Below are 21834 nucleotides of genomic sequence, written 5' to 3'. Positions count from 1 at the left end.
GGCGTCGCCCTTACAGGCCTTCCGCCAGGATCACCCGGTAGTCGGCGCCCTTCAGGCGGTGCTGCTTGGCGTCCTGGTACGCGGGACTGTCGTACCAGGCCTTCGCGGCGGCCTTGTCGGGGAACGAGAGCAGGACCACGCCCTCGGCGTCGTCGCCTTCCAGCACTTCGAGCGGACCGTAGAAGGCGAGCGGCGTGATCTTATGGTCGCCCCGCGCGGCGCCGGCCTTCTGGCTGTAGGTCTTCAGCTCCTCCGGGTCGGTCGTCTTGTTCTTGATGAAGATCACATAGGCCGGCATCGCGGGCTTCCTCCTGGACTGAGGGCGGCAACCTCGCGACCTGCCGCGACGTCCGGCAAGACCCCCGAAAGCAAAAGGCCCGCGGATCGCTCCGCGGGCCTTCGCAGCTCAGCCGTGAGGCGGGGCCTTAGGTGTTGCCGGGCAGCTTGCAGTTGCCGGCGAACGCGCAGCCGATGGCCTGGACGGCCGTGACGGTGGGCGCGCTCTGGTACTCGATCATGTAGCCCTTCAGCTTGTCGGCGCAGGCCACTTCCACATAGGTCGTGCCCTTCTCGGTCTTGCCGACCACCCGGCTGTTCGAGACCTCGCACGAGTTGTAGTTGAACTTCTTGAGGTCGGCGGTGAGCAGCGAATAGGCCGCTTCCGGCTTGGTCAGCGAACACTTGTAGCCGGCCACCGGAGCCCGCGCGCAGTCCAGCGCCTGACCCTTCGTGCCCGCCTTCGAGATCAGGATGGCGCCGGTGCCGTCCTTGCAGACCAGCTCGGCGACTTCCTCACCCGGCTTCGACGGGAACAGGGCGTACTTGTCGACGTCGCACTTGCCGCCGGCGTTGGTGACCAGCTTGGTGTACAGGCCGGCCTGTTCGCTCTGGGCCTGACGCGCATCGGTCAGGGTGCAGCCGCCCAGGATCTGGGTGGCCTTCGCGCAATCGTAGGCCTCGGTCAGCGTGCCCGCCGCGGCGACCTTGTAGATGTAGCCCTTACCGTCCTGGCACGAGGCTTCGTAGAAGGTCGAGTTGTCCTTCGAAACGCCCACGAAGCGGCGGTCCTTCACGACGCAGCCGTTGTTCGCCTGGGCGATGTACTTGTCGATCGCGGTCAGGCGCGTGGCCTTGTCCGAGAACGTGCATTTGATGTTGGTTTCGGCGTCGTCATACATCAGGCAGTTCTGGGCCTGGATCGGCTTGGCGCTGTCGAACGGCGCGCTGGCCATCAGGATGTACCCGGTGCCGCCCTGGCAGGCGACTTCCATGTAGGTGTTGGTCTTGGTCTGGCCGATGCCGCGCGCCTGCTCGGGAATGCAGTCAGCGCCCGCGGCCTTGATCAGAGGCTGAAGCACGGCCTTGGGGTCGGAGTTGCCCGGCAGCAGGCAGGGGGCCGACGGCGGTTGGCCGGGCGCCGGCGGCGTGTTCGCCTCGACGCAGCTGTAGGAGGTGACGGCGCCCTCGGCGGGCTTCTGCAGGACGTAGCCCATCTGGCCCGTGCCGCACGCGACTTCGTAGTACGAGGTCTTGCTCTTCTTGTCCTCGCCGATCAGGCGAGCGTCCGAGACCTGGCAGCTCAGGCCCGCGGTCTGCACCACGGCCGGCGCGTCGGCCTGACCCTTCTTGCGAGCAGCGTCGGAGATCGGCGCCGGCTTCTTGCCTTGCGAGATCGCCGTCGCCGGTCCGAGCGCCGCGCACGCCACCGCGAGCGCGAGCCCCATAGCTCCCAACCCACTCCACTTGGGCATCTTCACCTGACTTCTCTCCTGGCCTTGATTCCTGGGCGCGACCTTGAGGCGCGTGATTTTGCGCGCCTATAAGCGCTGCGTAGTCCCTGGGGTCAAGCTGTCCGGCGATGGCGGCCGAAGTATGGCCTTTTTCCAATCACTTAGCTTGACCATAAGGCGCGTCGGAGGGGGCTCGACGAGCCGCGTTACGCGGCCTTTCTAACCTTGAGCCGCGCGCCGTCCACCGCCACGACCTCGATGTGAGCGCCTGCTTCGAGGGTCTCGCCTTCGGCCAGCTCGGCCGCCCATTCCTTGCCGTCGATGAACACCCGACCGGCCCCGCCCGAGAAGCGCTTCACCGCCGAGCCCTTGTGGCCGACCAGGCGCGCCACGTTGTCGTTGATGTCGGCCGAAGGCGCCGAGACCTCGCGCGGCAGGTAGCGTCGCGCCAGCAGCGTGGAGGCGATGGTCAGCAGGGCGAAGATCAGCAGGGTGGTCGGCACGCTGATCTCCAGCAGGCCCACCACGGCGGCTGTGACCGCCGCCGAGGCCGAGGCCCACAGCAGCCACCCCGACCCCGTCACCACCTCGGCCGCCAGGATGGCCGCGGCCAGGCCTGCCCAGACCCAGAACGGCTGCGCGGCATAGAGGCTGACGACATCCATGGCTCAGGCTCCCGCCGAGGGAACGGCGCCCCGGCCACGGGCCTGCGGACGCGGCGCGGGCGGGCCGTCGGCGCCGATGGCCTTCACCAATTCGCCGATCCCGCCGACCGTGCCCACCAGGGCGCCCATTTCCGCCGGCACGATCACGGTCTTCTGCTGCGGGCTGCGCGCCAGCTCGGCGAACGCCTCCACGTACTTCTGGGCCACGAAATAGTTGATGGCGTTGACGTCGCCGGCGGCGATGGCGCTCGACACCAGCTCCGTAGCCTTGGCCTCGGCCTGGGCGGCCCGCTCGCGCGCCTCGGCGTCGCGGAAGGCGGCCTCCTTGCGTCCCTCGGCCTCCAGGATGGCGGACTGCTTGGCGCCCTCGGCGCGGGCGATGGCCGCCGATTTCTCGCCGTCGGCCTCGGTGATCACCGCGCGACGTTCCCGCTCGGCCTTCATCTGGCGCGCCATGGCGTTGGTGATGTCCGGCGGCGGCGTCAGGTCCTTGATCTCGATCCGCGCCAGCTTCACCCCCCAGGGGCTCGTCGCCTGGTCGATCACGTCCAGCAGCCGGGTGTTGATGTGGTCGCGCTGGCTCAGCACCTCGTCGAGCTCCATGGAGCCCACGACGGTCCGCAGGTTGGTCATCGCCAGCTGCTGGATGGCGAAGTTCAGATTGTCGACGCGGTAGGCTGCCTGGCTGGCGTCCATCACCTGGATGAAGACGATGGCGTCGACTTGGACCATGACGTTGTCCTTGGTGATCACCTCCTGGCGCGGCACGTCCAGCACCTGCTCCATCATGTTCACCCGCCGGCCGACGCCCTCGACGAACGGCATCAGGAAGGTGATGCCCGGCTTCAGCGTCCGCGTGTAGCGGCCGAACTGCTCGACGGTGTACTCGCGGCCTTGCGGCACGATCTTGATGGCGCCCAGGGCGACCACCAGCGCCAGCACCAGGAACACCCCAGCGACGATCATTCCCATCTCATCCCTCCCCAGGACTGCCGGTCGAGCTTATCGGGGTGGGACGGCGCCCGCCACGGAAACCGGACGGACATGCTCGCGCCGCGATCGGCGGTCTGTTAGCGGTCGGACATGAGCCGCATCGCCCTCCTGCTGCCCGCCGCCCTGCTCTGCCTGGCCGCCGCGCCCGCGCCCAAGACCGCGCCCGCGAAGGCTCCGGCCGCCAAGGCCGCGCCTGCCAAGCCCGCCCAGGCCGCCGCCTACGATGCGCGGAACCCGCAGTCGCTGATGGACATCCTGAGCGGCGCCGGCGCGAAGGTGCAGACCAGCCGAAAGGAGGGGGACTCGGTCTTCGTGACCGTCACCTCGACGGCGGCCAACTTCTCGCTGCAGTTCGCCGGCTGCAATGCGCAAGGCCGCGCCTGCCAGGCGGCGCTCTATGACAGCTTGCTGGACGGGGGCTCACCGACGCTGGCCCAGATCAACGGCTTCAACCAGACCTCGGTCTTCTGCCGGATCTATCAGGACAAGGCGGGCAAGGCGCACGCCATCTACGCCGCCCTGCTCGTCGCCTCAGACACCCGCGAAACGGCCACCACCCACCTGGCCGCCTGGCAAGGCTGCCTGGGCGAGGCCCGAGGCTTCATCCGCGACCCCGTGGCCTATCTGGCTGAGGCAGCTTAGGCCGGGACGGCTGCGTTCCGCCGGATCGCCGCCACGCGGTCGATCGCCGCCTCGGCTTCCGCCATGATCCGCGCGACGATCTCGCCCGCCGGGAGAACGTCCCTGACCCCACCCGCCGACTGGCCCATGGCGAAGCACGAACGGTCGATGTCCAGGCCTTCGATCTGGCCGCCGATGCCGCCCATGACGCCCTCGCGGGTCGATAGCATCGCCTGCTGCGGGAAGGGCTGGATATCGGCCGGGCGCTTCTCCCAGTCCTCGACGTAGGGGTTCTTCTTCACGCGCATCGGCTTGCCCGAATAGCTGCGGGTGCGAACCGTATCCTCGTCCGAAGCCTCGACGATCACGTCGCGATACATCTGGCCGGCGTGGGCCTCGGCCGAAGCGATGAACCGCGTACCCATCCAGACGCCGACCGCGCCCAGGCTGAGCGCCGCCGCTAGGCCGCGGCCGTCATAGAGCCCCCCAGCCGCCACCACCGGGATCTTCACGGCCTCCACCGCCTGGGCCACCAGCGGCATGGTGCCGACCAGGCCCGTGTGCCCGCCGCCTTCGCCGCCCTGGCAGATCACCGCGTCGCAACCGGCCTGCTCGGCCTTCACAGCGTGCTTCACCGCCCCGCAGACCACCATGACCTTCACGCCGGCCGACTTGAGCTTTTCCATGATCGGCATCGGCACGCCCAGGCCGGCCACGAAGCTGGAGGCGCCTTCCTCGATGATCACGTCCACCGAAGCCGTCAGGCTCTCGGGCGAGGCGGCCAGCAGGTCCACGCCGAACGGCCCGTCGGTCAGCTTGCGCACCTGACGCATCTGCTCGCGGATGAAGTCGGGCCCGCGCCCGGCCATGCCCAGCACGCCATAGCCGCCGGCGTTGGTCACCGCCGCGGCCAGCTCGGCGTAGGAGACGCCTCCCATCCCGGCCAGCATGATCGGATGCTTCACGCCCAGGAGGTCGCAGAGCTTGGTGTGCAGGGTCATCGGACGTCCTCCCTTGTCGTTGGCGGGAAGCATGGCGCCCGGCGCCCGCGTTGGAAACGGTGACGCGAGGTCACTCGAGACGCTAGGCTGAAGCCGGGGAGAATTCGGCGTCATGCTCACGATCCGCCTGCTGGGCGAGTTGGAGGTCTGCCAGGACGGCGAGCCGGTGACGCTGCCGCCGTCGCGCAAGACCCGGGCGCTGCTTGCCTATCTGGCCGCGACCGGCAAGCCGCAGCGGCGCGAGCGGCTGTGCGAACTGCTGTGGGACGCGCCCGACGATCCGCGCGGCGCGCTGCGCTGGAGCCTCTCCAAGCTGCGATCGATCCTCGACCGCGAGGATGCGCACGTGGTCGCCGCCGATCGTCATCAGGTGGCGGTGCGGCTCGACCCCGCCCAGGTCGACCTCCTGGCGGTCCGCGCCACGCTGCGCGACGGCGTGGGTGGGGCGGCCACCCAGATCCTCGAGAGCCTGGCGGGCATGTTCCGTGGCCCGTTTCTCGCCGACCTCGACCTGCCGCAGAGCCCGGAACTGCAGTCGTGGATCGCCGCGATGCGCGAGGAGACCCGCCGGCTGCACGCCGACATCCTCTACACCCTCGACGACCGCTATGCGGCCGACCCCGAGCGGGCCCTGCCCTACGCGCGCGAGCTGGTGCGGCTCGACCCCCTGGCGGAGAGCGCCTGGGCCAGGCTGATCGAACGGTTGAACGCGCTGGGCCGCCGCCAGGAGGCTGAGGCGCAGCATGCGGCCGCGGCCAAGGCGCTGGCCGATATCGGCGGACCAACCCGGCTCCTGAAGCGGGTCCGTCTGTCAGCCGCCGCTGCGCCCACGGTCCCGGCGCCTCCGTCTGCCACCGCGATGCGCCAGGACATCCGCTTCTGCCGCACCGCCGACGGGACGCGCATCGCCTACGCCCTCGCGGGCGAGGGCCCGCCGCTGGTCAAGACCGCCAACTGGATGAACCATCTGGAGTATGACTGGGAGAGCCCGATCTTCGGCCACTTCCTGCGCGGGCTCGCCGACGGCCGCCGCCTGCTCCGCTACGACGCGCGCGGCAACGGCCTGTCGGACTGGAACGTCGGCGAGGTCGGGCAGGAGGCCTGGTACGCCGACTTCGAGGCGGTGATCGAGGCCTCGGGCTTCGAGCGCTTCCCGATCCTCGGCCATTCGCAGGGCGCGGCCAGCGCGATCACCTATGCGGTCCGTCACCCCGAGCGCGTGAGCCATCTCGTCCTCCTGGGCGCCTTCCCCGCCGGCCGCCGAGACGCGACCGGCATCGAAGAGCGCAAGGCGATGACCACGCTGATCCGGGCGGGCTGGGCGCAGGAGAACCCGGCATTCCGACAGCTCTTCGCCTCGCTGTTCATTCCCGGCGCGACGCGCGACCTGGCCGACGCCTTCAACGAGCTGCAGCGCCGAACCACCTCGGCCGAATGCGCGGCCCGCTATTTCGAGGCCGCCGGACAGCTCGACGTGCGCGAACTGCTGCCGAAGGTGTCGGTCCCGACGCTCGTGCTGCACTCGCGCGGCGACGCCATGGTGCCCATCGAGGCCGGCCGTCTGCTCGCCGCCGCGATCCCGGGCGCGCGCTTCGTCGCCCTGCCCGGCCAGAACCACATGCTGCTCGAGGATGAGCCGGCCACGCAGCGGTTCTTCGAAGAACTGCGGCTGTTCCTCGGCGACTAGGCCATCACCACCAGCCGCGGACTGACCGCGATCGGCTGGGTGATGGTGTGCAGCGTGGGCGAGGTGGCCAGCATGGCCTCGAAGATCCGCTGGAACGCCGCGGCAGGCGCCGATCCCTTCACCCGCACCGTGGTCTCCAGGCCGGCGTAGCCCGGCGCCACCTTCGGATCGACGCCCAGCAGGCCGCGCAGATCGATGTCGCCTTCGCTCACCACGTCCAGCCTATGGATCTCCAGGCCTTCCAGCGCGCACAGCGTCGCGAAGCGGAACGTCAGGCAGGCGTTCAACGCGGCCAGCAGGTACTCCTGCGGATTGGCGTAGTTGTCCGTGCCGCCCAGTTCGGAAGGCTGGTCGACCTCGATCTCGAACGGACGCCGCTGGGTGCGGCCGCCCACGCTGAACACGTCCACCTGTCCGCGGCTGCGCAGCCGGCTCTTCCAGCTGTTGGCCACGCGCCAGCGGGTCAGGCCCTGCGCCGGCCGCCGGGAGACGGTGTCGATCAGGGCGCGGACGTCGTGGACGGGCACGCCGTTGAGATACGAGCGGCGGCCGAGGGTCATGGCGGTCATTCGGGGTCCTCCTTTGTCCCCGGTTTGCCGCATTGACGTGTGAGCGGGCGTGGCGCCCGGCGTGGAAACGCGCGCCGCGAACCGTGGAATCGGCGCCTCACTCCGGCCGGATCACCGCCAGCCGCGAAAGTTCGTCCGCCGCGAAATCCAGGAAGGCCCGCACCCGAGGCGGCATCAGCCGCGCGCTGGCAGTCACGAGGTGCACCGGCAGCGGCGCGGGCTCGTAGGGCGCCAGCAACCGCACCAGCCGCCCATCCGCCAGCTCGTCGGCCAACTGGTACGAGAACACCCGCGTGACGCCGCGGCCGGCCACGGCGGCCTCCACGACCGGCTCGATGGCGTTGATCATCAGGCGCGGCCGCAACCGTACGGTGAGCGGCCCGCGCGGCCCCTCGAACCGCCATTCGGTCGGGCCCGGCTGGGTGCTGGAGTAGATGATTTCATGGTCGGCCAGCTCGCCCGGCCGTTCCGGCGTTCCTCGCCGCGCCAGGTAGTCCGGAGACGCCGCCACCCGTCGGCGCACATCGCCCACGCGCCGGGCCACCAGGCTGGAGTCGGCGAGCGGCCCGATCCGCACCGCCACATCCAGGCCCGCGTCTACCAGGTCGAGGTTGCGGTCGTTCAGCACCAGCTCGGCGGCGACCTGCGGATGGGCGTCGAGGAAGGCCGCCAGCACGGGGGCCACGTGCCGGCGGCCGAACACCAGCGGCGCGCTGATCCGGATCGCCCCGCGCAGCGGCCCGTCGGCCTCGCGCATCATCGCCGTCTCGTAGCCGGCGAGCAGGGCGCGGGCGTCCTCGGCGAGGCGGCGACCGGCCTCGGTGACGGCGAGCTTCCGCGTGGTCCGCTCGATCAGGCGCACCCCGACCCGCGCCTCGAGCGCCGCGAGGGTGCGCGTCACCGCCGCAGCCGAACGCCGCAGCCGCCGCGCCGCGCCGGCCAGGCTGCCGCTCTCCAGCACCGCCACGAACACCGCGAGCTCGTCGAGTCTGTCCACTATTGCACCATACGCAATTCTGACTTGCTATCTTGCGCGCTTCTATGCGCGACCTGCAACGCTTAGCCTCCCCTCATGACGAAGCCCCTCCGCCTCCACGGCGTCCCCCTCTCCGGCCACGTTCACAAGGTGGCCCTGTTCCTCAACCTGCTGGGCGTGCCCTTCACGGCCGTCGAGGCCGGTCGCGACCAGCGCGCGACCGAGGCCTTCCTTCGCCTCAACCCGCTGGGACAAATCCCGGTGCTCGAGGACGGGGACGTGGTCCTGGCCGACTCCAATGCGATCCTCGTCTACCTGGCCAAGCGCTACGATCCCGCCGGCCGCTGGCTGCCCGAGACGCCGGTCGAGGCCGCGCAGGTCCAGCGCTGGCTCTCGATCTCGGCGGGCGAGATCCGCTTCGGCCCCGCCAACGCCCGCGCGGTCCATCTGTTCGGCCTCAAGACCGATCTCGCCGACGCTCACGCGGTGGCCGCCCGCCTACTGGGCTTCATGGAGGCGACGCTGGCGGGGCAGGACTGGTTGGCCGGCTCGGCCGCGACCCTCGCCGACGTGGCCTGCTATCCCTACGTGGCCAGCGCGCCGGAGGGCGGCGTCGACCTCGCGCCCTATCCCGCGGTGCGCGCCTGGATCGCCCGGTTCGAGGCCCTGCCCGGCGTCACCCCGATGCCACGCTCGGCGGTCCCGGCATGACCGCGATAGCCCCCTCGCCCTGGCACGCCGGCGAGCTCCGCGCGCAGAGGCTGTCCGGCGCCGACCACATCCCCGGCGGCGCCGGCATCCGGGCCTTCATGCCCGACCAGCATCGGGACTTCTTCGCCACCCTGCCCTTCATGGTCGCCGCGACGGTCGACGAGGCGGGCGCCCCGATGGCCACGCTGCTGACCGGACGGCCCGGCTTCATCGCCAGCCCCGACGCGACCACGCTCACCATCGCCGCGTCCAGCGCCGATCCCGCCGGGCGGCGGCTGGTCTCCGGGGCGCCTATCGGCCTCCTGGGCATCCAGCCCGACACCCGGCGCCGCAACCGCGCGAACGGGGTGATCACCGCGACCGCCGACGCCGGCATGACCGTCCAGGTGCGTCAGAGCTTCGGCAACTGCCCGCAGTACATTCATCCGCGCCATGTGATGGCCGACCGCCGCGTGGTCATCGAGGCGGAGCCCCTCGAGGGCCTCGACGCCCGGGCCCGAAAGCAGGTCGCGGCCGCCGACACGTTCTTCGTGGCCACCAGCAGCGGCGCCGGCGTCGAGAACGGCGGCGTCGACGTTTCCCATCGTGGCGGCCCGCCCGGGTTCGTGAAGGTGTCGGGCGACGTGCTGACCATCCCGGACTATCGCGGCAACCGCTACTTCAACACCCTGGGCAACCTGCTGCTCGACCCGCGCGCGGCGCTGCTCTTCGTGGACTTCGCGGCCGGCGAACTGCTGCAGCTACAGGGGACCGCCGAGGTCGCCTGGGACGAGCACGACCTGCCCGGCGCCGAGCGCACCTGGCGCTTCACGGTCTCCGGCGGCTGGCGTGGCCCGGCCGGCCTCTACGCCTGAGCCTTGCTCCGCGTAGCGGGGGGCGGCTGCGGCCGTGAGAACACCAGTTCCTCGTCGGACGACGATCCGGCCTGGAAGCGGTAGCCGTCGACGTCAAACGCACGGAGGTCCGCGGCCTTGTCGATCCGGTTGTCGATCGCATAGCGGGCCAGGGCGCCGCGCGCCCGCTTGGCGAAGAACGAGATCACCTTGGCCTCGCCGTCCTTCTCCTCCAGGAACCGGCACGAGACGACCGGCGCCTTCAGGGCGGCGCGGTCCACGGCGCCGAAGTATTCGCCGCTGGCGCAGTTCACGACGGTGCGGTCCTTGTGGCCGGCAAGCGCCTCGTCCAGAGCTGCCGAGATCCGCGGCCCCCAGAAATCGTACAGGCTGTGGCCGCGCCGGGTCTTGATCCGCACCCCCATCTCCAGCCGGTACGGCTGGATGGCGTCCAAGGGCCGCAGCACGCCATAGAGGCCCGACAGGATCCGCACATGCGCCTGCGCCCAGGCCAGCGCCTTCTTGTCCAGCTCGCGCGCCTTCAGGCCCAGGTAGACGTCACCGTTGAAGGCGAAGGCGGCCTGCAGGCCTTCCTCGCTCTCGGGGTCGAAGGCCTGAAACCGCTCGCGGTTCAACTTCGCGAGGTTGTCCGACAGGTCCATCATCCGCTTCAGGTCGACGACGCGGAGCTTTTTCGTCGTCTTGCAGAGCTCGGCCGTATGCTCGGCGAGCTGCGGAAGGGTCAGGGGCGCGGACTGTGGCGGCGCGTCGAAATTCAGCGCCTTGGCCGGGGAGAGGACGATGAGCATCGCCCACCCTTTGACGCGACTTTCCGCCGGCGCCAAGGATATCGCGACGGTGAAGCTTGCGCAGGCCGGCCGGCCTCGGCGATGAGGAGTCATGGGGTCTGTTCGCAATGACCGCGCCGTCGGTGCGCTGCTTGGCGGGTTCGTGCTGCTCGCGATCCTGCTGCTCGGTTCGATGTGGGTCAGCGAACAGCAAGCCGACGCCACGCGCCTGGTCCGGCACACCCTCGAGATCGAGAACCGGCTAAGCCGCCTGCACGCCGAACTGCTCGAGGCCGAAGCCGCCCAGCGCGGCTATCTTCTGGCCGGCCGACCGGGCTTCCTCGCGCCCTATGACGAGGCCGTTCGGCGGCTGGATCCCGAGTTGGAGCAGCTCCGCGAGGTGACCGCCGACAATCCGCGGCAGGTGAAGAACCTCGCGCGCCTGCGCGAGGCCGTCGACCGGCGGGCCAAGCTGCTTCGCGAGAACCTCGCGATCTCCCAAGCGGGGCTCGAGGTGCCGCCCGCCCGCCTCGAAGCCGGCCGGCGGCACATGGACGCCGCCCGCGACGCCGTCCTCGCGATGAAGGCCGAGGAGGAGCGGCTCCTGGCGATCCGCATCGCCGACGCGGCGCGCCAGACCCTGCTGGTGCGGATCGGCTTCGTCCTCAGCACGCTCGGCATGATGGCCTTGGGCGCGTTCGTGATTGTCGATGCTCGGCGCAGGTTGCGGGAGGCGGTCGGCGCCGCCGAGTCGCTTCGGGTCGCCAACGTCAGGCTGGAAGCCGAGGCCGCGAGCCGCGAGGCCGCCGAGAGCCAGGTGCGCCAGTATCAGAAGATGCAGGCGATCGGCCAGCTCACCGGCGGCATCGCCCACGACTTCAACAACATGCTGGCCATCGTCATCGGCTCGCTCGACCTGGCGAAGCGACGGCTCCACAAGGATCTCGCCAGGGCCGAGGCCTGCATCGACAGCGCGCTGGAGGGAGCCACGCGGGCCGCGCAGCTCACCGCCCGTCTGCTGGCCTTCTCGCGGCAGCAGCCGCTAGAGCCCCGGGTGCTCGACGTCAACAAGCTGGTGGGCGGGATGTCCGAGCTGCTTCGCCGCACCATCGGCGAGAACCTGCGCGTCGAGACGGTGCTGGCCGGCGGTCTGTGGCGCACCTTCGCCGACCCGGCCCAGCTCGAGAACGCCATCGTCAACCTCTGCGTCAACGCCCGCGACGCCATGCCGGACGGCGGCCGCCTGACCATCGAGACCTCGAACGCCCACCTCGACGACGCCTACGCCGCCACCCACGCCGAGGTGGAGCCCGGCCAGTACGTGATGATCTCGGTCACCGACACCGGCACCGGAATGCCGCCCGAGGTGGTCGAGCGCGCCTTCGATCCGTTCTACACGACCAAGGGCGCCGGCCGCGGGACCGGCCTGGGCCTCAGCCAGGTGCATGGCTTCGTCAAACAGAGCCACGGCCACGTGAAGATCTATTCCGAGCCCGGCGTCGGCACGACCATCAAGATCTACCTGCCGCGCAACACCGGCGAGGTGGACGCCGGCGACGCCCACGCCCGCCCGGTCGGCGAACTGCCGCACGGGACCGCCGACGAGATCATCCTGGTGGTCGAGGACGACGAGCGCGTGCGGCACTTCAGCGTCGATGCCCTGCGCGAGCTCGGCTACACCGTCGTCCAGGCGGCTGACGCGGCCCAGGCCATGACCGTGCTGACGCTCCAGCCGCGCGTCGACCTGCTGTTCACCGACGTAATCATGCCCGACCTGGACGGCCGCCGGCTGGCCGACAAGGCCCGCGCCGAGCGCCCGGGCCTGAGGGTGCTCTACACCACCGGCTACACGCGCAACGCCATCGTCCACAACGGCATGCTGGACGCCGACGTCGCCTTCATCGCCAAGCCCTTCACCATCGAGCAGGTGGCGCTGAAGGTGCGGCAGGTCCTGGACGCGAAGGACTAGAACAAGACCCGGGGGTTCAGGATGCGCTTGGGGTCCAGCGCCTGGCGGATGGCGCGCTGGGCCGCCAGCTCCACCTCGCTCTTGTAGCGCGCGCCCTCGGCCGTCTTCATCGCCCCCAACCCATGCTCAGCGCTGATCGAGCCGCCCATCCTGGCCACGATGTCGTGGACGATCCGCGAACCCTGGTCGCGCCGCGCCGAATGCTCGGCGTCCGACCCGCCATCGGCCCGCAGCACGTCGTAGTGGATGTTGCCGTCGCCCACGTGGCCAAAGGCGGCGATGCGGGCGCCCGGCGCGAAGGCCTGCATGGCGGCCGTGGCCTCGGCCAGGAACGCCGCCACCTGGCTCACCGGTACGGACACGTCGTGCTTCCAAGTCGCGCCTTCGGGCTTCTGCGCGGGCGACTGGTTCTCGCGGATCGCCCACAGCGCCTTGGCCTGGGCCTCGGTCTGGGCGACCACCGCGTCGCGGATCAGGCCGCCCTCCAGTCCCTCGGTCAGGAAGCGTTCCATCGCCGCCTCGGCCGACCCCGGCTCGCCGGACGAGAACTCGGCCAGCACGTACCAGGGGTGCGGCGCGTCCAGCGGATCGCGCGTGCCGGCGACGTTGCGCAGGGCGAAATCGATTCCCAGCCGGCCCATCAGCTCGAAGGCCTCGACCGCCCCGCCGGTCTCTTCCTTGGCCCGCACCAACAGCTTGATGGCGTCGTCGGCGCTGGAAAGCCCGATCATCGCCACGGCCCGCGAGGCCATCACGGGATACAGTTTCAGCGCCGCCGCCGTCACCACGCCCAGCGTCCCCTCGGCCCCGATCAGCAGCTGCTTCAGGTCGTAGCCGGTATTGTCCTTGCGCAGGCGCTTCAGGCCATTCCACACCTCGCCGGTCGGCAGCACCGCCTCCAGACCCAGTACCAGGTTCCGCGCCATGCCGTACCGCAGCACCTGGGTGCCGCCGGCGTTGGTCGAGACCACGCCGCCCACCGTCGCCGAACCCTCGGAGGCCAGTCCCAGCGGGAAGCGCCGGCGCACCTCGGCGGCGGCGGCATGCACCTCGGCCAGGGTCACGCCCGCCTCGGCGGTCAGGGCGTCGTCGAACGCGTCGACCTCGCGGATCCCCTTCATGCGCTCGGTCGACAGCAGAATCTCGCCCTGCGGGATCTGGCCGCCGACCAGCCCCGTGTTGCCGCCCTGCGTGGTGATGGGCTGCCCGGCCTCGAAGCAGATCCCGACCACGGCGGCGACGTCGGCCGTGGTCTTCGGCAGCGCCAGGAACGGCGTCTGGCCCACCCAGCGGTCGCGCCACTCCACCAGCTTCGGCGCGATCCGCTCCGCGTCCTCGCTGAAGCCGCCCGGTCCCAGCACGGCCTTCAGGCGGGAGATCACGTCGGCGGGCACGGGGGCGGTCATGCGCTCAATCTAGTCCCGGCGGCCTAGCCCACAAAGCCCGCGGCGCGCTTCAGCCGGTCGTTGATCGCCTCGCCCAGGCCCTCGTGGGGGATCGGCGCCACGGCGATGCCCGCCGGGTTCGTCCGGTCCGCCCCGCGGAGGTAGGCGAACAGATTGGCCGCCGCCTCACGCAGGTCGCCGCTCGGGCTGAGGTTCCAGGCACTGGGCGCGTCGGCGCCGAACGACAACCACGCCTCGCCGGGACCGGGCTCAGTGACCTCCAGCCTCACGGGCGCGTTGGGCGCATAGTGGCGCGCCAGCCGCCCGGGCGAGCGCTTCGCGTCGTCCTCGGCCTCGGCCAGCGGCCCGATCACCGCCTCGATCTCGCTCCGGGTCACCGACCCCGGCCGCAGCAGCCGCGCCGCGTCGAGCAGGGCCACAACCGTCGACTCCAGCCCGATCTCGCACGGACCGCCATCCAGGGCCGCCGCCGCCGCGCCGCCCGTCTCCTCCACCGCGTCGGCGAAGGTGGTCGGGCTGGGCCGCCCGGACCGGTTGGCCGAGGGCGCCACGACCGGGCCGCCGACAGCCTCGATCAGCGCGTGCGCCAGCGGGTGGCCGGGCGCCCGCACCGCCACGGTGTCCAGCCCCGCGCGGGCCAGGTCGCACACCGCGTCGCTCTCCGCCACCGGCAGCACCAGCGTCAGCGGCCCCGGCCAGAACCGCGCGGCCAGGGCCTCGGCCCGCGCGTCGAAGCGGGCGATCCGGCGCGCCATCGCCAGGTCCGCCACATGGGCGATCAGCGGGTTGAAGCTGGGCCGGCCCTTGGCCTCGTAGACCGCCGCCACGGCGCGCGCGTTCGCCGCGTCCGCCGCGAGGCCATAGACCGTCTCGGTCGGCATCAGCACCAGGCCGCCGGCCCTCAGGGCGCGGGCGGCGCTGGCGACGTCCGCCTGGCCTTCAGGGTGACGCGTACGGTCACCCGCGCCGGGATCTGATCGGTGCTCGTCCACTCGCCCTGTCCAACGCCGAAGGCCGTCCGGTCGAGGCTCGTTACACCGCTGACCTCGGCCCTGTCGCCGTCGATCTTGAGCCGGAACGGCAGGTCCAGCGGCTTGCTCACCCCGCGCAGGCTAAGCCGCCCGTGGGCGACGAAGCGCCCCTCGCCCGTCCGCGTGAACCGCTCGGCGGTGAACACCGCCTTCGGATGCGCGGCCGCGTCGAACCAGTCGCCGGCCGGCAGGGTCGCGTCGCGCTGGGCGTCCCCCGTGTCGACGGAACCCACATCGATCCCGACCGTGACCCGCGACCGGTCCAGCGCCTCGGGGCTGAACACGATATCGGCCGCCCAGCGCTCGAACCGTCCCTGGATGGCCTGGCCGCTCCAGGCCGTCTCGAACCCGACGCTGGAGCCCTTCCCGACCGCCCAGCGCACCGGTCCGGCGTCCGCCACGGGCGCGGCGGGAGGGGCCACGGACGCGGGTTCGGCCTCCGGCGCGGCCGGCGCCGCGACGGGCGGCGGCGCGCTCATCGCCGGACGAGGGGGTTGGTAGAGCCGCCCGAAAGCCACGACCCCCACGAGGCTGGCCGCGATCAGCAGCAGCCAAGGCTCCAGCCGTCGCCCCGGCCGCGCCCCCGGGGCCATCCGCGCCAGCACCGGCGAGTTCCGGTCGAACCATTGATGCTTGAGGGCGCCCGCTACATGCAGGCCGAACAGCCCATAGGCGCCCTTGATGATCAGGTGGTGGGCGTCCTTCGCCGCTCCGTTCCACGCGGCCTTGGCGGCCGGGGCCAGGTCCGCGAGGCCGGGAATGTGCGGCCAGGGGACCACGCCGAACAGCAGGGTCGGCAGGGCGATCCGACTGGTCGAAACCATGATCCAGCCGGTCAGCGGCATCAGGACCATGACCGCGTAGAACGCCCAGTGGACCGCCGCGGACAGCCGCCGCTCCCACGGCGCCAGGTCGACCGGCTCGGGCGGCGGGGGTCGCGCGATCCGCCAGGCCAGCCGCGCCAAGGTGAGCAGCAGCACGGTGATGCCGACCGACTTGTGCAGTTGGGTGACCGCGAACGCCTCGGGCGTGCGGGCCTCCATGCGTCCGGCCAGCACCACCTGCAGAACGATCAGCGCCGCGATCGTCCAGTGGAGGACGATGGCGACGGCGGCATAGCGCGCCGGCTTTACGGAACTCACTTCTTCACGAACTCCACTTCGAAGGCGAGATCGACCTCGTCGCCCGCGAAGGGCCTTCCGCCGGTAACGCCGAACTCGGAGCGCTTGATGCGTCCCATCCCCGAAAAGCCCATCCGGGTGCCGGCGCCCAGCAGGCCCGGCCCCACGCCGTTGAATTCCACGTCCAGCGTAACCGGCTTGGTCACGCCGTGCAGCGTCAGGTCGCCGGTGAGCTGCCCCTTGCCGTCTTCGCCGGTCGTCAGGCCCGTCGAGGTGAAGGTGATCAGCGGATATTTTTCCGGCTCGAAGTAGCCGGCGACCGTCCTGTTGAAGATGTTGTCTTCGGTGTCGATCGACTTCGGGTCGACGGTGATCTGCACCTTCGTCGCCTGGTAGCTGGCGGGGTCGTAGGTGAAGCCGCCGTTCAGCGCCCGGAAACGCATGGTGTAGCGCGAGAACCCGCCCATGTGCGGCACCTTCACCAGCAGGCTCGCGTGTCGCGGATCCAGCTCGTAGCTGCCGGGCGGAACCTTGGCGGGATCGCGGCTTGTGGGGTCGGCCGCCGCCGCCCCCGAGGCGAGCAGGCTGACGATCAGGGCGAACAGGACGCGACGCGGCATTCGATGGCTCCATCGATCCCAGGGCACGATGATAACCCCCATCGCGCGGCCGTGGGACCGGCGACCGCTCACGGCGTTGATGCCGCCCCCGAGACCATCGGTTCGAATGCGCCGCACAAAAATGTTCGCCGGGCCGCGGGTCGCGCTCTAGAACGCGCCCCAGCTATTCCGAGAGGCCGTCCGCATGACCTTCCGCGCCCCCGTCCGCGACCTGGCGTTCGCGCTCAAGACCGTCGGTCATCCCGAGCTGCTGACCCGCGCCTATCCGGACCTGGACGGCGATACGGTTCAGGCCGTTCTGGAAGCCGCCGCGGCGTTCGCGGACAACGAGCTCGCCCCCCTGAACCGCAAGGGCGACCAGGAGGGTGCGAAGTACGCCAACGGCGCCGTCACCGCCGCCCCGGGCTTCGCCGACGCCTACCGGCATTTCGTCGAGCAAGGATGGAATTCCCTCAGCGCCGATCCCGCCCACGGCGGCCAAGGCCTCTCGAAGGCCATGGAGCTGGCCGTCTTCGAGATGGTCCACGCCGCCAACATGGCGTTCGGCCTCTGCCCCATGCTCACCCAGGGCGCCATCGAAGCGCTCGCCCTGCACGGCACGGATCGCCAGAAGCAGCTGGTCCTGCCCAAGCTGGTCTCGGGCGAATGGACCGGCGCCATGTGCCTCACCGAGCCGCAGGCCGGCTCGGATCTCGCCGCCCTGACCAGCATCGCCAAGCCGGACGGCAAGGGCGGCTACCTCCTCTCAGGCCAGAAGATCTTCATCACCTGGGGCGACCACGACGCGGCGGACAATATCTGCCACCTGATCATCGCCCGCACTCCCGACGCGCCCCCCGGCGTGAAGGGCATCAGCCTGTTCCTGGCCAACAAGTTCCAGGTGAAGGACGACGGCTCGCTGGGCCCGCGCAACAGCTTCCGGCCCGCCTCCATCGAGCACAAGCTGGGCATCCACGGCTCGCCCACCTGCGTGATGATCTACGAGGACGCCGAGGCCGAACTGGTCGGCGAGCTGGGCCAAGGCCTAGCCCATATGTTCGTCATGATGAACGCCGCCCGCCTGCAGGTGGGCGTCCAGGGCGTCGCCATCGCCGAGCGCGCCTTCCAGCAGGCCCTGGCGTTCAGCCAGGAGCGCAAGCAGGGCCGCCCCGTCTTCGACGACGCCGACGGCATGATCTACGGCCACCCCGACGTGCGTCGGTCCCTCATGCTGATGAAGGCCAAGATCGAGGCCGCCCGCGGCATCTGCCTCTCCACCGGCGTCCTGTCCGACCTGGCCCGTCTCGCCGACAGCGAGGAGGAACGCGCCGCGGCCAGGGCGCGGCAGGAGCTGCTCACCCCCATCGCCAAGGCCTGGTCGACCGACATCGGCGTCGAGGTGGCGTCCCTGGGCGTGCAACTGCACGGCGGCATGGGCTTCATCGAGGAGACCGGCGCGGCCCAGCACTACCGCGATGCGCGCATCGCCCCGATCTACGAAGGCACCAACGGCATCCAGGCCATGGACCTGGTCGGCCGCAAGGTGCGCCTGAACGGCGGCGCGACCCTGCGCGCGCTCTGCGGCGAGATCGCGCTGACCGCCGAGGCCCTGACCGAGGTCCCTGAACTGGCCGGCGTGGGTCGCCGCCTCGCCGCGGGGGTCGCCGCCCTGGAGCGGGCGACCGACGGGTTGCTGGCCGCCGACAACACGGCCGCGCTGGCGTCCGCCACGCCGTTCCTCAAACTGGCCGGCGACGTGACCGGCGGCTGGATCCTGGGTCGCCAGGCGCTGGCCGCGGCCGGGTCCGACGATCCCTGGCTGGCCGGCAAGGGCGCCTTGGCGCGGCTCTACGCCAGCCAGGTCCTGAGCCTCGCCCCGGGCCTCGCCGACTCCATCGCCGAGAACGGCGCCGACGACCTTGCGGCCACCCGGGCCGCAGCCCTCGCGGGCTAGGACAATCTTCACAATCTTTGGTTGAAATATCACGTTCGCCGATTCTCGGACGGTTTACTTTTCAGCTCTACCGTCCGGCGAAAGGGGTAGGGTGTGATGTTCAAGGCCAAGGACGCATCCGGCACGCCGACGGCGGCGGGCGCGATCGTCGACGCCAGACTCACGGCCTATCAGCTCACGGTCGGCGGTCTGCGCCTGCCGGTTTGGATCCACTTTCTCTTCAATGCGGTCGCCGCCGCTGGCGCCTGGATGCTGGGCCATCCGCAGATCGCGGCGATCCTGTTCGTCAGCGCGTCGGCGATGGATATCGTCCAGCAGGCGCTGGTCCGCCGCTGGCTGCTCGCCAGCTTCGACGCCGACGAGGCGAAGGGCTTCCGCAAGCTGGCGGCGCTCTGCGTGACGCGGGTCTGCGTCTACACCGCGCCCACCTGCGCCATGGCGTGGAACGGCGGCATGCCCGAGCATCTGCTCTACGTCATCCAGCTCGGAACCCTGCTGATCGTCGCCATGGGCGCCGGCGCCCTGTCGCGCACCGTCTTCTGGTCGCTCTCCGGGCCCGTGCTGGTCCAGGCCATGCTGATGATCTTCCTGCGCTTCGAGCCGCAGGTGGCCGCCGCCCTGATGACCGGCTTCCTGGTCCTTCTCGTGCTGCTGGCCACGATCTCGGGAAGCACCACCCGGGCGATCAGCACCTGGCACGCCGCCTTCCTCGCCAACACCAATACGGTCGAGGAACTGGCCGCGGCGCACGACCAGGCCGTCGCCGAGCGCGCCGCCGCCGACGAGGCGCGCGAGGCCGCCCGCACCGCCAACCGCGCCAAGTCCAACTTCCTCGCCACCATGAGCCACGAGATCCGCACGCCGATGAACGGCGTCCTCGGCATGGCCCAGCTCATGAAGCGCGACGAGACCGATCCGGTCCAGGTCGAGCGCCTCGACGTGCTGATCGACAGCGGCGAGTACCTCCTCTCGATCCTCAACGACATCCTGGACGTCTCCAAGATCGATGCTGGCAAGCTCGAGATCGTGCCCTCGGCCGAGGATCTGCACGCCTTCCTCGGGCGGGTGATCAGCTTCTGGTCGCCTCGGGCTGAGGAGCGCGACGTGACGCTCGAGCTGCGGCTCGCGCCGGATGTGCCGCGCACCGTCTTCGTCGACGCCCTGCGCCTGCGCCAGGTTCTGTTCAACCTCGTCGGCAATGCGCTCAAGTTCACCGACGCCGGCACGGTCCAGGTGATCGCCGAGGCCGCCGCCTGGGACGACGACACCGTCCAGCTCCACCTAGCGGTCTCCGACACCGGCGCGGGCATCTCGGCCCACCACCTGCCCCAACTCTTCGACCGTTTCTCCCAGGCCGACGAGTCCGAGGCGCGGCGGTTCGGCGGCACCGGCCTGGGCCTGGCGATCGTCAAGCAATTGGTCGAGCTGATGGGCGGTCGCGTCTGGGTCGAAAGCGAGCTGGGCGTCGGCTCGGTCTTCCACTTCGAGATCCCGCTGGACGTGGTGCACGACGCCCTGCCCGTCGCGCCGGCCGAGACCAACGAGCCCCAGTCCCTCGCCATCGAGGCCCTACGGATCCTCACCGTCGACGACAACGCCGTGAACCTGCTGGTCCTGGACCAGTTGCTCTCGAGCCTGGGGCACGACGTCTCCAAGGCCTCGTCGGGCGCCGAGGCCCTACGCGCGCTGGGAGAGGAACGGTTCGACCTGGTGCTCACCGATATCCAGATGCCCGGCCTGACCGGCGTCGACGTGCTGGAATCGCTGCGCTGCGCGCCCGGCCCGAACCAGGCCATTCCCGTCATCGCCCTGACCGCCGACGTCACCTCGGGCGGCCGCCAGCGCTATCTCGACCAGGGTTTCACCGAACACGCGGCCAAGCCGATCCAGCTCCAGGACCTGCTCGGCGCCATCGTGCGCGCCATGACCGCCGCCCCGCCCGGCGACGAGCGGGCCAGCCTCAGCGCCTGACGCCGCCCGCGGGAGCCCGGCTCAGGCCGCGGCCAGCGACGGCAGGTCGTGCAGCGACGGGTCCAGGCCCTTGCCCATCAGGTCGATGAAGTTGTCCCGATAGAAGGCCCGCTTCGCCGCCGCGTCCACGCCCGCCAAGCTGTCGTTGAACCGCTTCAGCGGATTGCGGCCGCCCTCGACGTGCGGGAAGTCGGACGAGAACAGCACCATCTCCCGACCTGAATTCTCCATGATCCAGGCCACGTCCTCGTGCGGGTAAGGCGTGACCCGCAGCTGCCGGCGCAGGATGGCGCTGGGGGTGTCGGATAGGTTCTGCAGCCGCTCTTCCCGCCCGAACGCGGCGCAGCCCGAGTCCAGGAACTTCATCAGGCTGGGCAGCCAGGACGCGCCCAGTTCGATGGCGCCGAACTTCAGCCGCGGGAAGCGGTCGAACACTCCGTCGATGACCAGCGCCGACAGCGTCTGCCAGACGCTCAGCGGGATCGCCATGAAGGTCAGGGAGGTGAAGTTCTCGTCGCCGCCGTGGAAGTCCTTAACGAAGGGCAGCCCATTCTCCAGGTAGTCCTTCGCCATCTTCTCCTCGCCGCCGACGTGGAACAGGATCGGCACGCCCGCCTCCTGGGCCACCGCCCAAAGCGGGTCCAGCTCGCGATGGCTGGGCGAGAAGCCCGGCGGATGCCGTGACGGGATCACCAGCGCCTTGCAGCCCAGTTCCAGCGCCTCCCGCGCGATCTGCGGCGCACGGGCCCGGTCGACCAGCGGCACGTAGCCGGTGGCCAGCAGGCGCCGGTCCACCGCGCAGAACTCGGTCATCATGCGATTGTGGGCGCGGGCGGCTTCCAGCGCGAGCTCCACCTCGCCCATCTGCTCCAGGCCGAAGTTCGACAGGCAGGCCGTCGTGAACACCAGCTGGCTGGCGAAGCCCAGGTAGTCCAGCGTCGCCGGCCGATCGTTAGCCTCGAAGGCGCCCAGGGCCTCGTAGTTCTTGCGCAGCAGGATGTTGGCCTCGGCGCCGGCCCTGAACTCGGGGTCCTTGGCCTTGTCCGCCGCCTTGGCGAACCACTCGGGCAGCACGTCCTTCCGGCCGGTCTTCTCGACGAAGGCGCCCCGGAACTTCGGATCGAGGTAGCGGTTGATCGTCCCCGGCAGCTCCATGATGTGGCTGTCCGCGTCGTGAACGGTCTGGCCTTCCACGTAAGCCATGGCGCA

Annotated in this window: 20 protein-coding genes; 7 read left to right on the top strand and 13 right to left on the bottom strand. The window is 70.5% G+C overall.

The features are described from left to right. Positions 1 to 10: 10 nt before the first annotated feature. The 4 genes from ACODSY_RS17910 to ACODSY_RS17895 form a co-directional block, all read right to left on the bottom strand. Positions 11 to 298 carry a DUF1330 domain-containing protein gene (locus ACODSY_RS17910; protein ID WP_488953160.1) on the bottom strand — a complete coding sequence of 96 codons (288 nt, stop codon included), beginning with the start codon at positions 296 to 298 and terminating at the stop codon, positions 11 to 13. Between the two features lie 127 nt (positions 299 to 425). Continuing rightward, complete coding sequence (locus ACODSY_RS17905; protein ID WP_488953159.1) at positions 426 to 1757, bottom strand: hypothetical protein; 1332 nt, start codon at positions 1755 to 1757, stop codon at positions 426 to 428. Positions 1758 to 1936: 179 nt separating this feature from the next. Beyond that, a complete protein-coding gene (locus ACODSY_RS17900) occupies positions 1937 to 2395 on the bottom strand; it encodes an NfeD family protein (protein WP_488953158.1) in 459 nt (152 codons plus the stop codon). A 3-nt stretch (positions 2396 to 2398) separates the two neighbouring features. Then, positions 2399 to 3367, bottom strand: coding sequence for an SPFH domain-containing protein (locus tag ACODSY_RS17895; protein WP_488953157.1), 969 nt, complete (start codon positions 3365 to 3367; stop codon positions 2399 to 2401). 111 nt (positions 3368 to 3478) lie between these two features. Between ACODSY_RS17895 and ACODSY_RS17890 the strand changes: the two genes are divergently transcribed. Then, positions 3479 to 4030, top strand: coding sequence for a hypothetical protein (locus ACODSY_RS17890; RefSeq protein WP_488953156.1), 552 nt, complete (start codon positions 3479 to 3481; stop codon positions 4028 to 4030). Here ACODSY_RS17890 and ACODSY_RS17885 read toward each other — a convergent pair. Continuing rightward, positions 4027 to 5010: an NAD(P)H-dependent flavin oxidoreductase gene (locus tag ACODSY_RS17885; protein ID WP_488953155.1), complete on the bottom strand. Its 984-nt coding sequence runs from the start codon at positions 5008 to 5010 to the stop codon at positions 4027 to 4029. The genes ACODSY_RS17890 and ACODSY_RS17885 overlap by 4 nt on opposite strands. A 112-nt stretch (positions 5011 to 5122) precedes the next feature. Between ACODSY_RS17885 and ACODSY_RS17880 the strand changes: the two genes are divergently transcribed. Further along, positions 5123 to 6697 (top strand): bifunctional AfsR/SARP family transcriptional regulator/alpha/beta hydrolase, encoded by a 1575-nt coding sequence (locus tag ACODSY_RS17880; protein WP_488953154.1) that lies wholly within the window; start codon positions 5123 to 5125, stop codon positions 6695 to 6697. On the opposite strand, the gene ACODSY_RS17875 is transcribed toward ACODSY_RS17880, so the two are convergent. Together ACODSY_RS17875 and ACODSY_RS17870 are read right to left on the bottom strand one after the other, a co-directional pair. Next, on the bottom strand, positions 6694 to 7266 hold the full coding sequence (locus ACODSY_RS17875) for an OsmC family protein (RefSeq protein WP_488953153.1): 573 nt from the start codon (positions 7264 to 7266) through the stop codon (positions 6694 to 6696). The genes ACODSY_RS17880 and ACODSY_RS17875 overlap by 4 nt on opposite strands. Positions 7267 to 7363: 97 nt before the next feature. Continuing rightward, positions 7364 to 8263 carry a LysR substrate-binding domain-containing protein gene (locus ACODSY_RS17870; protein WP_488953152.1) on the bottom strand — a complete coding sequence of 300 codons (900 nt, stop codon included), beginning with the start codon at positions 8261 to 8263 and terminating at the stop codon, positions 7364 to 7366. Between the two features lie 75 nt (positions 8264 to 8338). Here ACODSY_RS17870 and ACODSY_RS17865 point away from each other — a divergent pair, with 75 nt between their 5' ends. Together ACODSY_RS17865 and ACODSY_RS17860 are read left to right on the top strand one after the other, a co-directional pair. Beyond that, the gene (locus tag ACODSY_RS17865) at positions 8339 to 8953 is read left to right on the top strand and encodes a glutathione S-transferase family protein (protein WP_488953151.1); all 615 of its coding nucleotides are present in this window, start codon (positions 8339 to 8341) and stop codon (positions 8951 to 8953) included. Next, positions 8950 to 9807: a pyridoxamine 5'-phosphate oxidase family protein gene (locus ACODSY_RS17860; RefSeq protein WP_488953150.1), complete on the top strand. Its 858-nt coding sequence runs from the start codon at positions 8950 to 8952 to the stop codon at positions 9805 to 9807. Before ACODSY_RS17865 ends, ACODSY_RS17860 begins: the two co-directional genes overlap by 4 nt. Here ACODSY_RS17860 and yaaA read toward each other — a convergent pair. After that, positions 9798 to 10595 (bottom strand): peroxide stress protein YaaA, encoded by a 798-nt coding sequence (gene yaaA, locus ACODSY_RS17855; protein ID WP_488953149.1) that lies wholly within the window; start codon positions 10593 to 10595, stop codon positions 9798 to 9800. The genes ACODSY_RS17860 and yaaA overlap by 10 nt on opposite strands. A 91-nt stretch (positions 10596 to 10686) precedes the next feature. Between yaaA and ACODSY_RS17850 the strand changes: the two genes are divergently transcribed. Beyond that, positions 10687 to 12543, top strand: coding sequence for a CHASE3 domain-containing protein (locus ACODSY_RS17850; RefSeq protein WP_488953148.1), 1857 nt, complete (start codon positions 10687 to 10689; stop codon positions 12541 to 12543). Here the strand turns inward: ACODSY_RS17850 and ACODSY_RS17845 are convergent. From ACODSY_RS17845 to ACODSY_RS17830, 4 genes are read right to left on the bottom strand one after another with little or no spacing between them, the layout of a single operon-like run. Next, positions 12540 to 13949, bottom strand: a complete 1410-nt coding sequence (locus ACODSY_RS17845; protein WP_488953147.1) for an FAD-binding oxidoreductase — start codon at positions 13947 to 13949, stop codon at positions 12540 to 12542. The two genes, ACODSY_RS17850 and ACODSY_RS17845, sit on opposite strands and share 4 nt — an antisense overlap. 23 nt (positions 13950 to 13972) lie before the next feature. Then, positions 13973 to 14830: an L-threonylcarbamoyladenylate synthase gene (locus ACODSY_RS17840; protein WP_488953169.1), complete on the bottom strand. Its 858-nt coding sequence runs from the start codon at positions 14828 to 14830 to the stop codon at positions 13973 to 13975. Positions 14831 to 14850: 20 nt separating this feature from the next. Continuing rightward, positions 14851 to 16122, bottom strand: a complete 1272-nt coding sequence (locus ACODSY_RS17835) for a cytochrome b/b6 domain-containing protein (protein ID WP_488953146.1) — start codon at positions 16120 to 16122, stop codon at positions 14851 to 14853. Continuing rightward, entirely contained in the window at positions 16119 to 16721 is a 603-nt protein-coding gene (locus tag ACODSY_RS17830; protein WP_488953145.1) for a YceI family protein, read from the bottom strand. Before ACODSY_RS17830 ends, ACODSY_RS17835 begins: the two co-directional genes overlap by 4 nt. 184 nt (positions 16722 to 16905) lie before the next feature. On the opposite strand from ACODSY_RS17830, the gene ACODSY_RS17825 reads away from it, so the two are divergent. After that, on the top strand, positions 16906 to 18654 hold the full coding sequence (locus ACODSY_RS17825) for an acyl-CoA dehydrogenase family protein (protein WP_488953144.1): 1749 nt from the start codon (positions 16906 to 16908) through the stop codon (positions 18652 to 18654). A 96-nt stretch (positions 18655 to 18750) separates the two neighbouring features. After that, positions 18751 to 20625, top strand: coding sequence for an ATP-binding protein (locus ACODSY_RS17820; RefSeq protein WP_488953143.1), 1875 nt, complete (start codon positions 18751 to 18753; stop codon positions 20623 to 20625). 21 nt (positions 20626 to 20646) lie between these two features. Here ACODSY_RS17820 and ACODSY_RS17815 read toward each other — a convergent pair whose 3' ends face one another. Continuing rightward, positions 20647 to 21828, bottom strand: a complete 1182-nt coding sequence (locus tag ACODSY_RS17815; RefSeq protein WP_488953141.1) for an amidohydrolase family protein — start codon at positions 21826 to 21828, stop codon at positions 20647 to 20649. Positions 21829 to 21834: the final 6 nt, after the last annotated feature.

This window comes from Phenylobacterium sp. FG114 (assembly GCF_057809855.1).
The sequence above is the reverse complement of the archived record's forward strand: the minus strand, read 5'-3'. Positions and strand labels throughout refer to the sequence as shown.

What these genes read in the sequence shown, in the direction of transcription:
- ACODSY_RS17910 (WP_488953160.1), bottom strand. Translation starts at nt 298, where the DNA reads ATGCCGGCCTATGTGATCTTCATCAAGAACAAGACGACCGACCCGGAG.
- ACODSY_RS17900 (WP_488953158.1), bottom strand. Translation starts at nt 2,395, where the DNA reads ATGGATGTCGTCAGCCTCTATGCCGCGCAGCCGTTCTGGGTCTGGGCA.
- ACODSY_RS17895 (WP_488953157.1), bottom strand. Translation starts at nt 3,367, where the DNA reads ATGGGAATGATCGTCGCTGGGGTGTTCCTGGTGCTGGCGCTGGTGGTC.
- ACODSY_RS17890 (WP_488953156.1), top strand. Translation starts at nt 3,479, where the DNA reads ATGAGCCGCATCGCCCTCCTGCTGCCCGCCGCCCTGCTCTGCCTGGCC.
- ACODSY_RS17885 (WP_488953155.1), bottom strand. Translation starts at nt 5,010, where the DNA reads ATGACCCTGCACACCAAGCTCTGCGACCTCCTGGGCGTGAAGCATCCG.
- ACODSY_RS17880 (WP_488953154.1), top strand. Translation starts at nt 5,123, where the DNA reads ATGCTCACGATCCGCCTGCTGGGCGAGTTGGAGGTCTGCCAGGACGGC.
- ACODSY_RS17875 (WP_488953153.1), bottom strand. Translation starts at nt 7,266, where the DNA reads ATGACCGCCATGACCCTCGGCCGCCGCTCGTATCTCAACGGCGTGCCC.
- ACODSY_RS17865 (WP_488953151.1), top strand. Translation starts at nt 8,339, where the DNA reads ATGACGAAGCCCCTCCGCCTCCACGGCGTCCCCCTCTCCGGCCACGTT.
- ACODSY_RS17860 (WP_488953150.1), top strand. Translation starts at nt 8,950, where the DNA reads ATGACCGCGATAGCCCCCTCGCCCTGGCACGCCGGCGAGCTCCGCGCG.
- yaaA (WP_488953149.1), bottom strand. Translation starts at nt 10,595, where the DNA reads ATGCTCATCGTCCTCTCCCCGGCCAAGGCGCTGAATTTCGACGCGCCG.
- ACODSY_RS17850 (WP_488953148.1), top strand. Translation starts at nt 10,687, where the DNA reads ATGGGGTCTGTTCGCAATGACCGCGCCGTCGGTGCGCTGCTTGGCGGG.
- ACODSY_RS17845 (WP_488953147.1), bottom strand. Translation starts at nt 13,949, where the DNA reads ATGACCGCCCCCGTGCCCGCCGACGTGATCTCCCGCCTGAAGGCCGTG.
- ACODSY_RS17840 (WP_488953169.1), bottom strand. Translation starts at nt 14,830, where the DNA reads ATGCCGACCGAGACGGTCTATGGCCTCGCGGCGGACGCGGCGAACGCG.
- ACODSY_RS17830 (WP_488953145.1), bottom strand. Translation starts at nt 16,721, where the DNA reads ATGCCGCGTCGCGTCCTGTTCGCCCTGATCGTCAGCCTGCTCGCCTCG.
- ACODSY_RS17825 (WP_488953144.1), top strand. Translation starts at nt 16,906, where the DNA reads ATGACCTTCCGCGCCCCCGTCCGCGACCTGGCGTTCGCGCTCAAGACC.
- ACODSY_RS17820 (WP_488953143.1), top strand. Translation starts at nt 18,751, where the DNA reads ATGTTCAAGGCCAAGGACGCATCCGGCACGCCGACGGCGGCGGGCGCG.
- ACODSY_RS17815 (WP_488953141.1), bottom strand. Translation starts at nt 21,828, where the DNA reads ATGGCTTACGTGGAAGGCCAGACCGTTCACGACGCGGACAGCCACATC.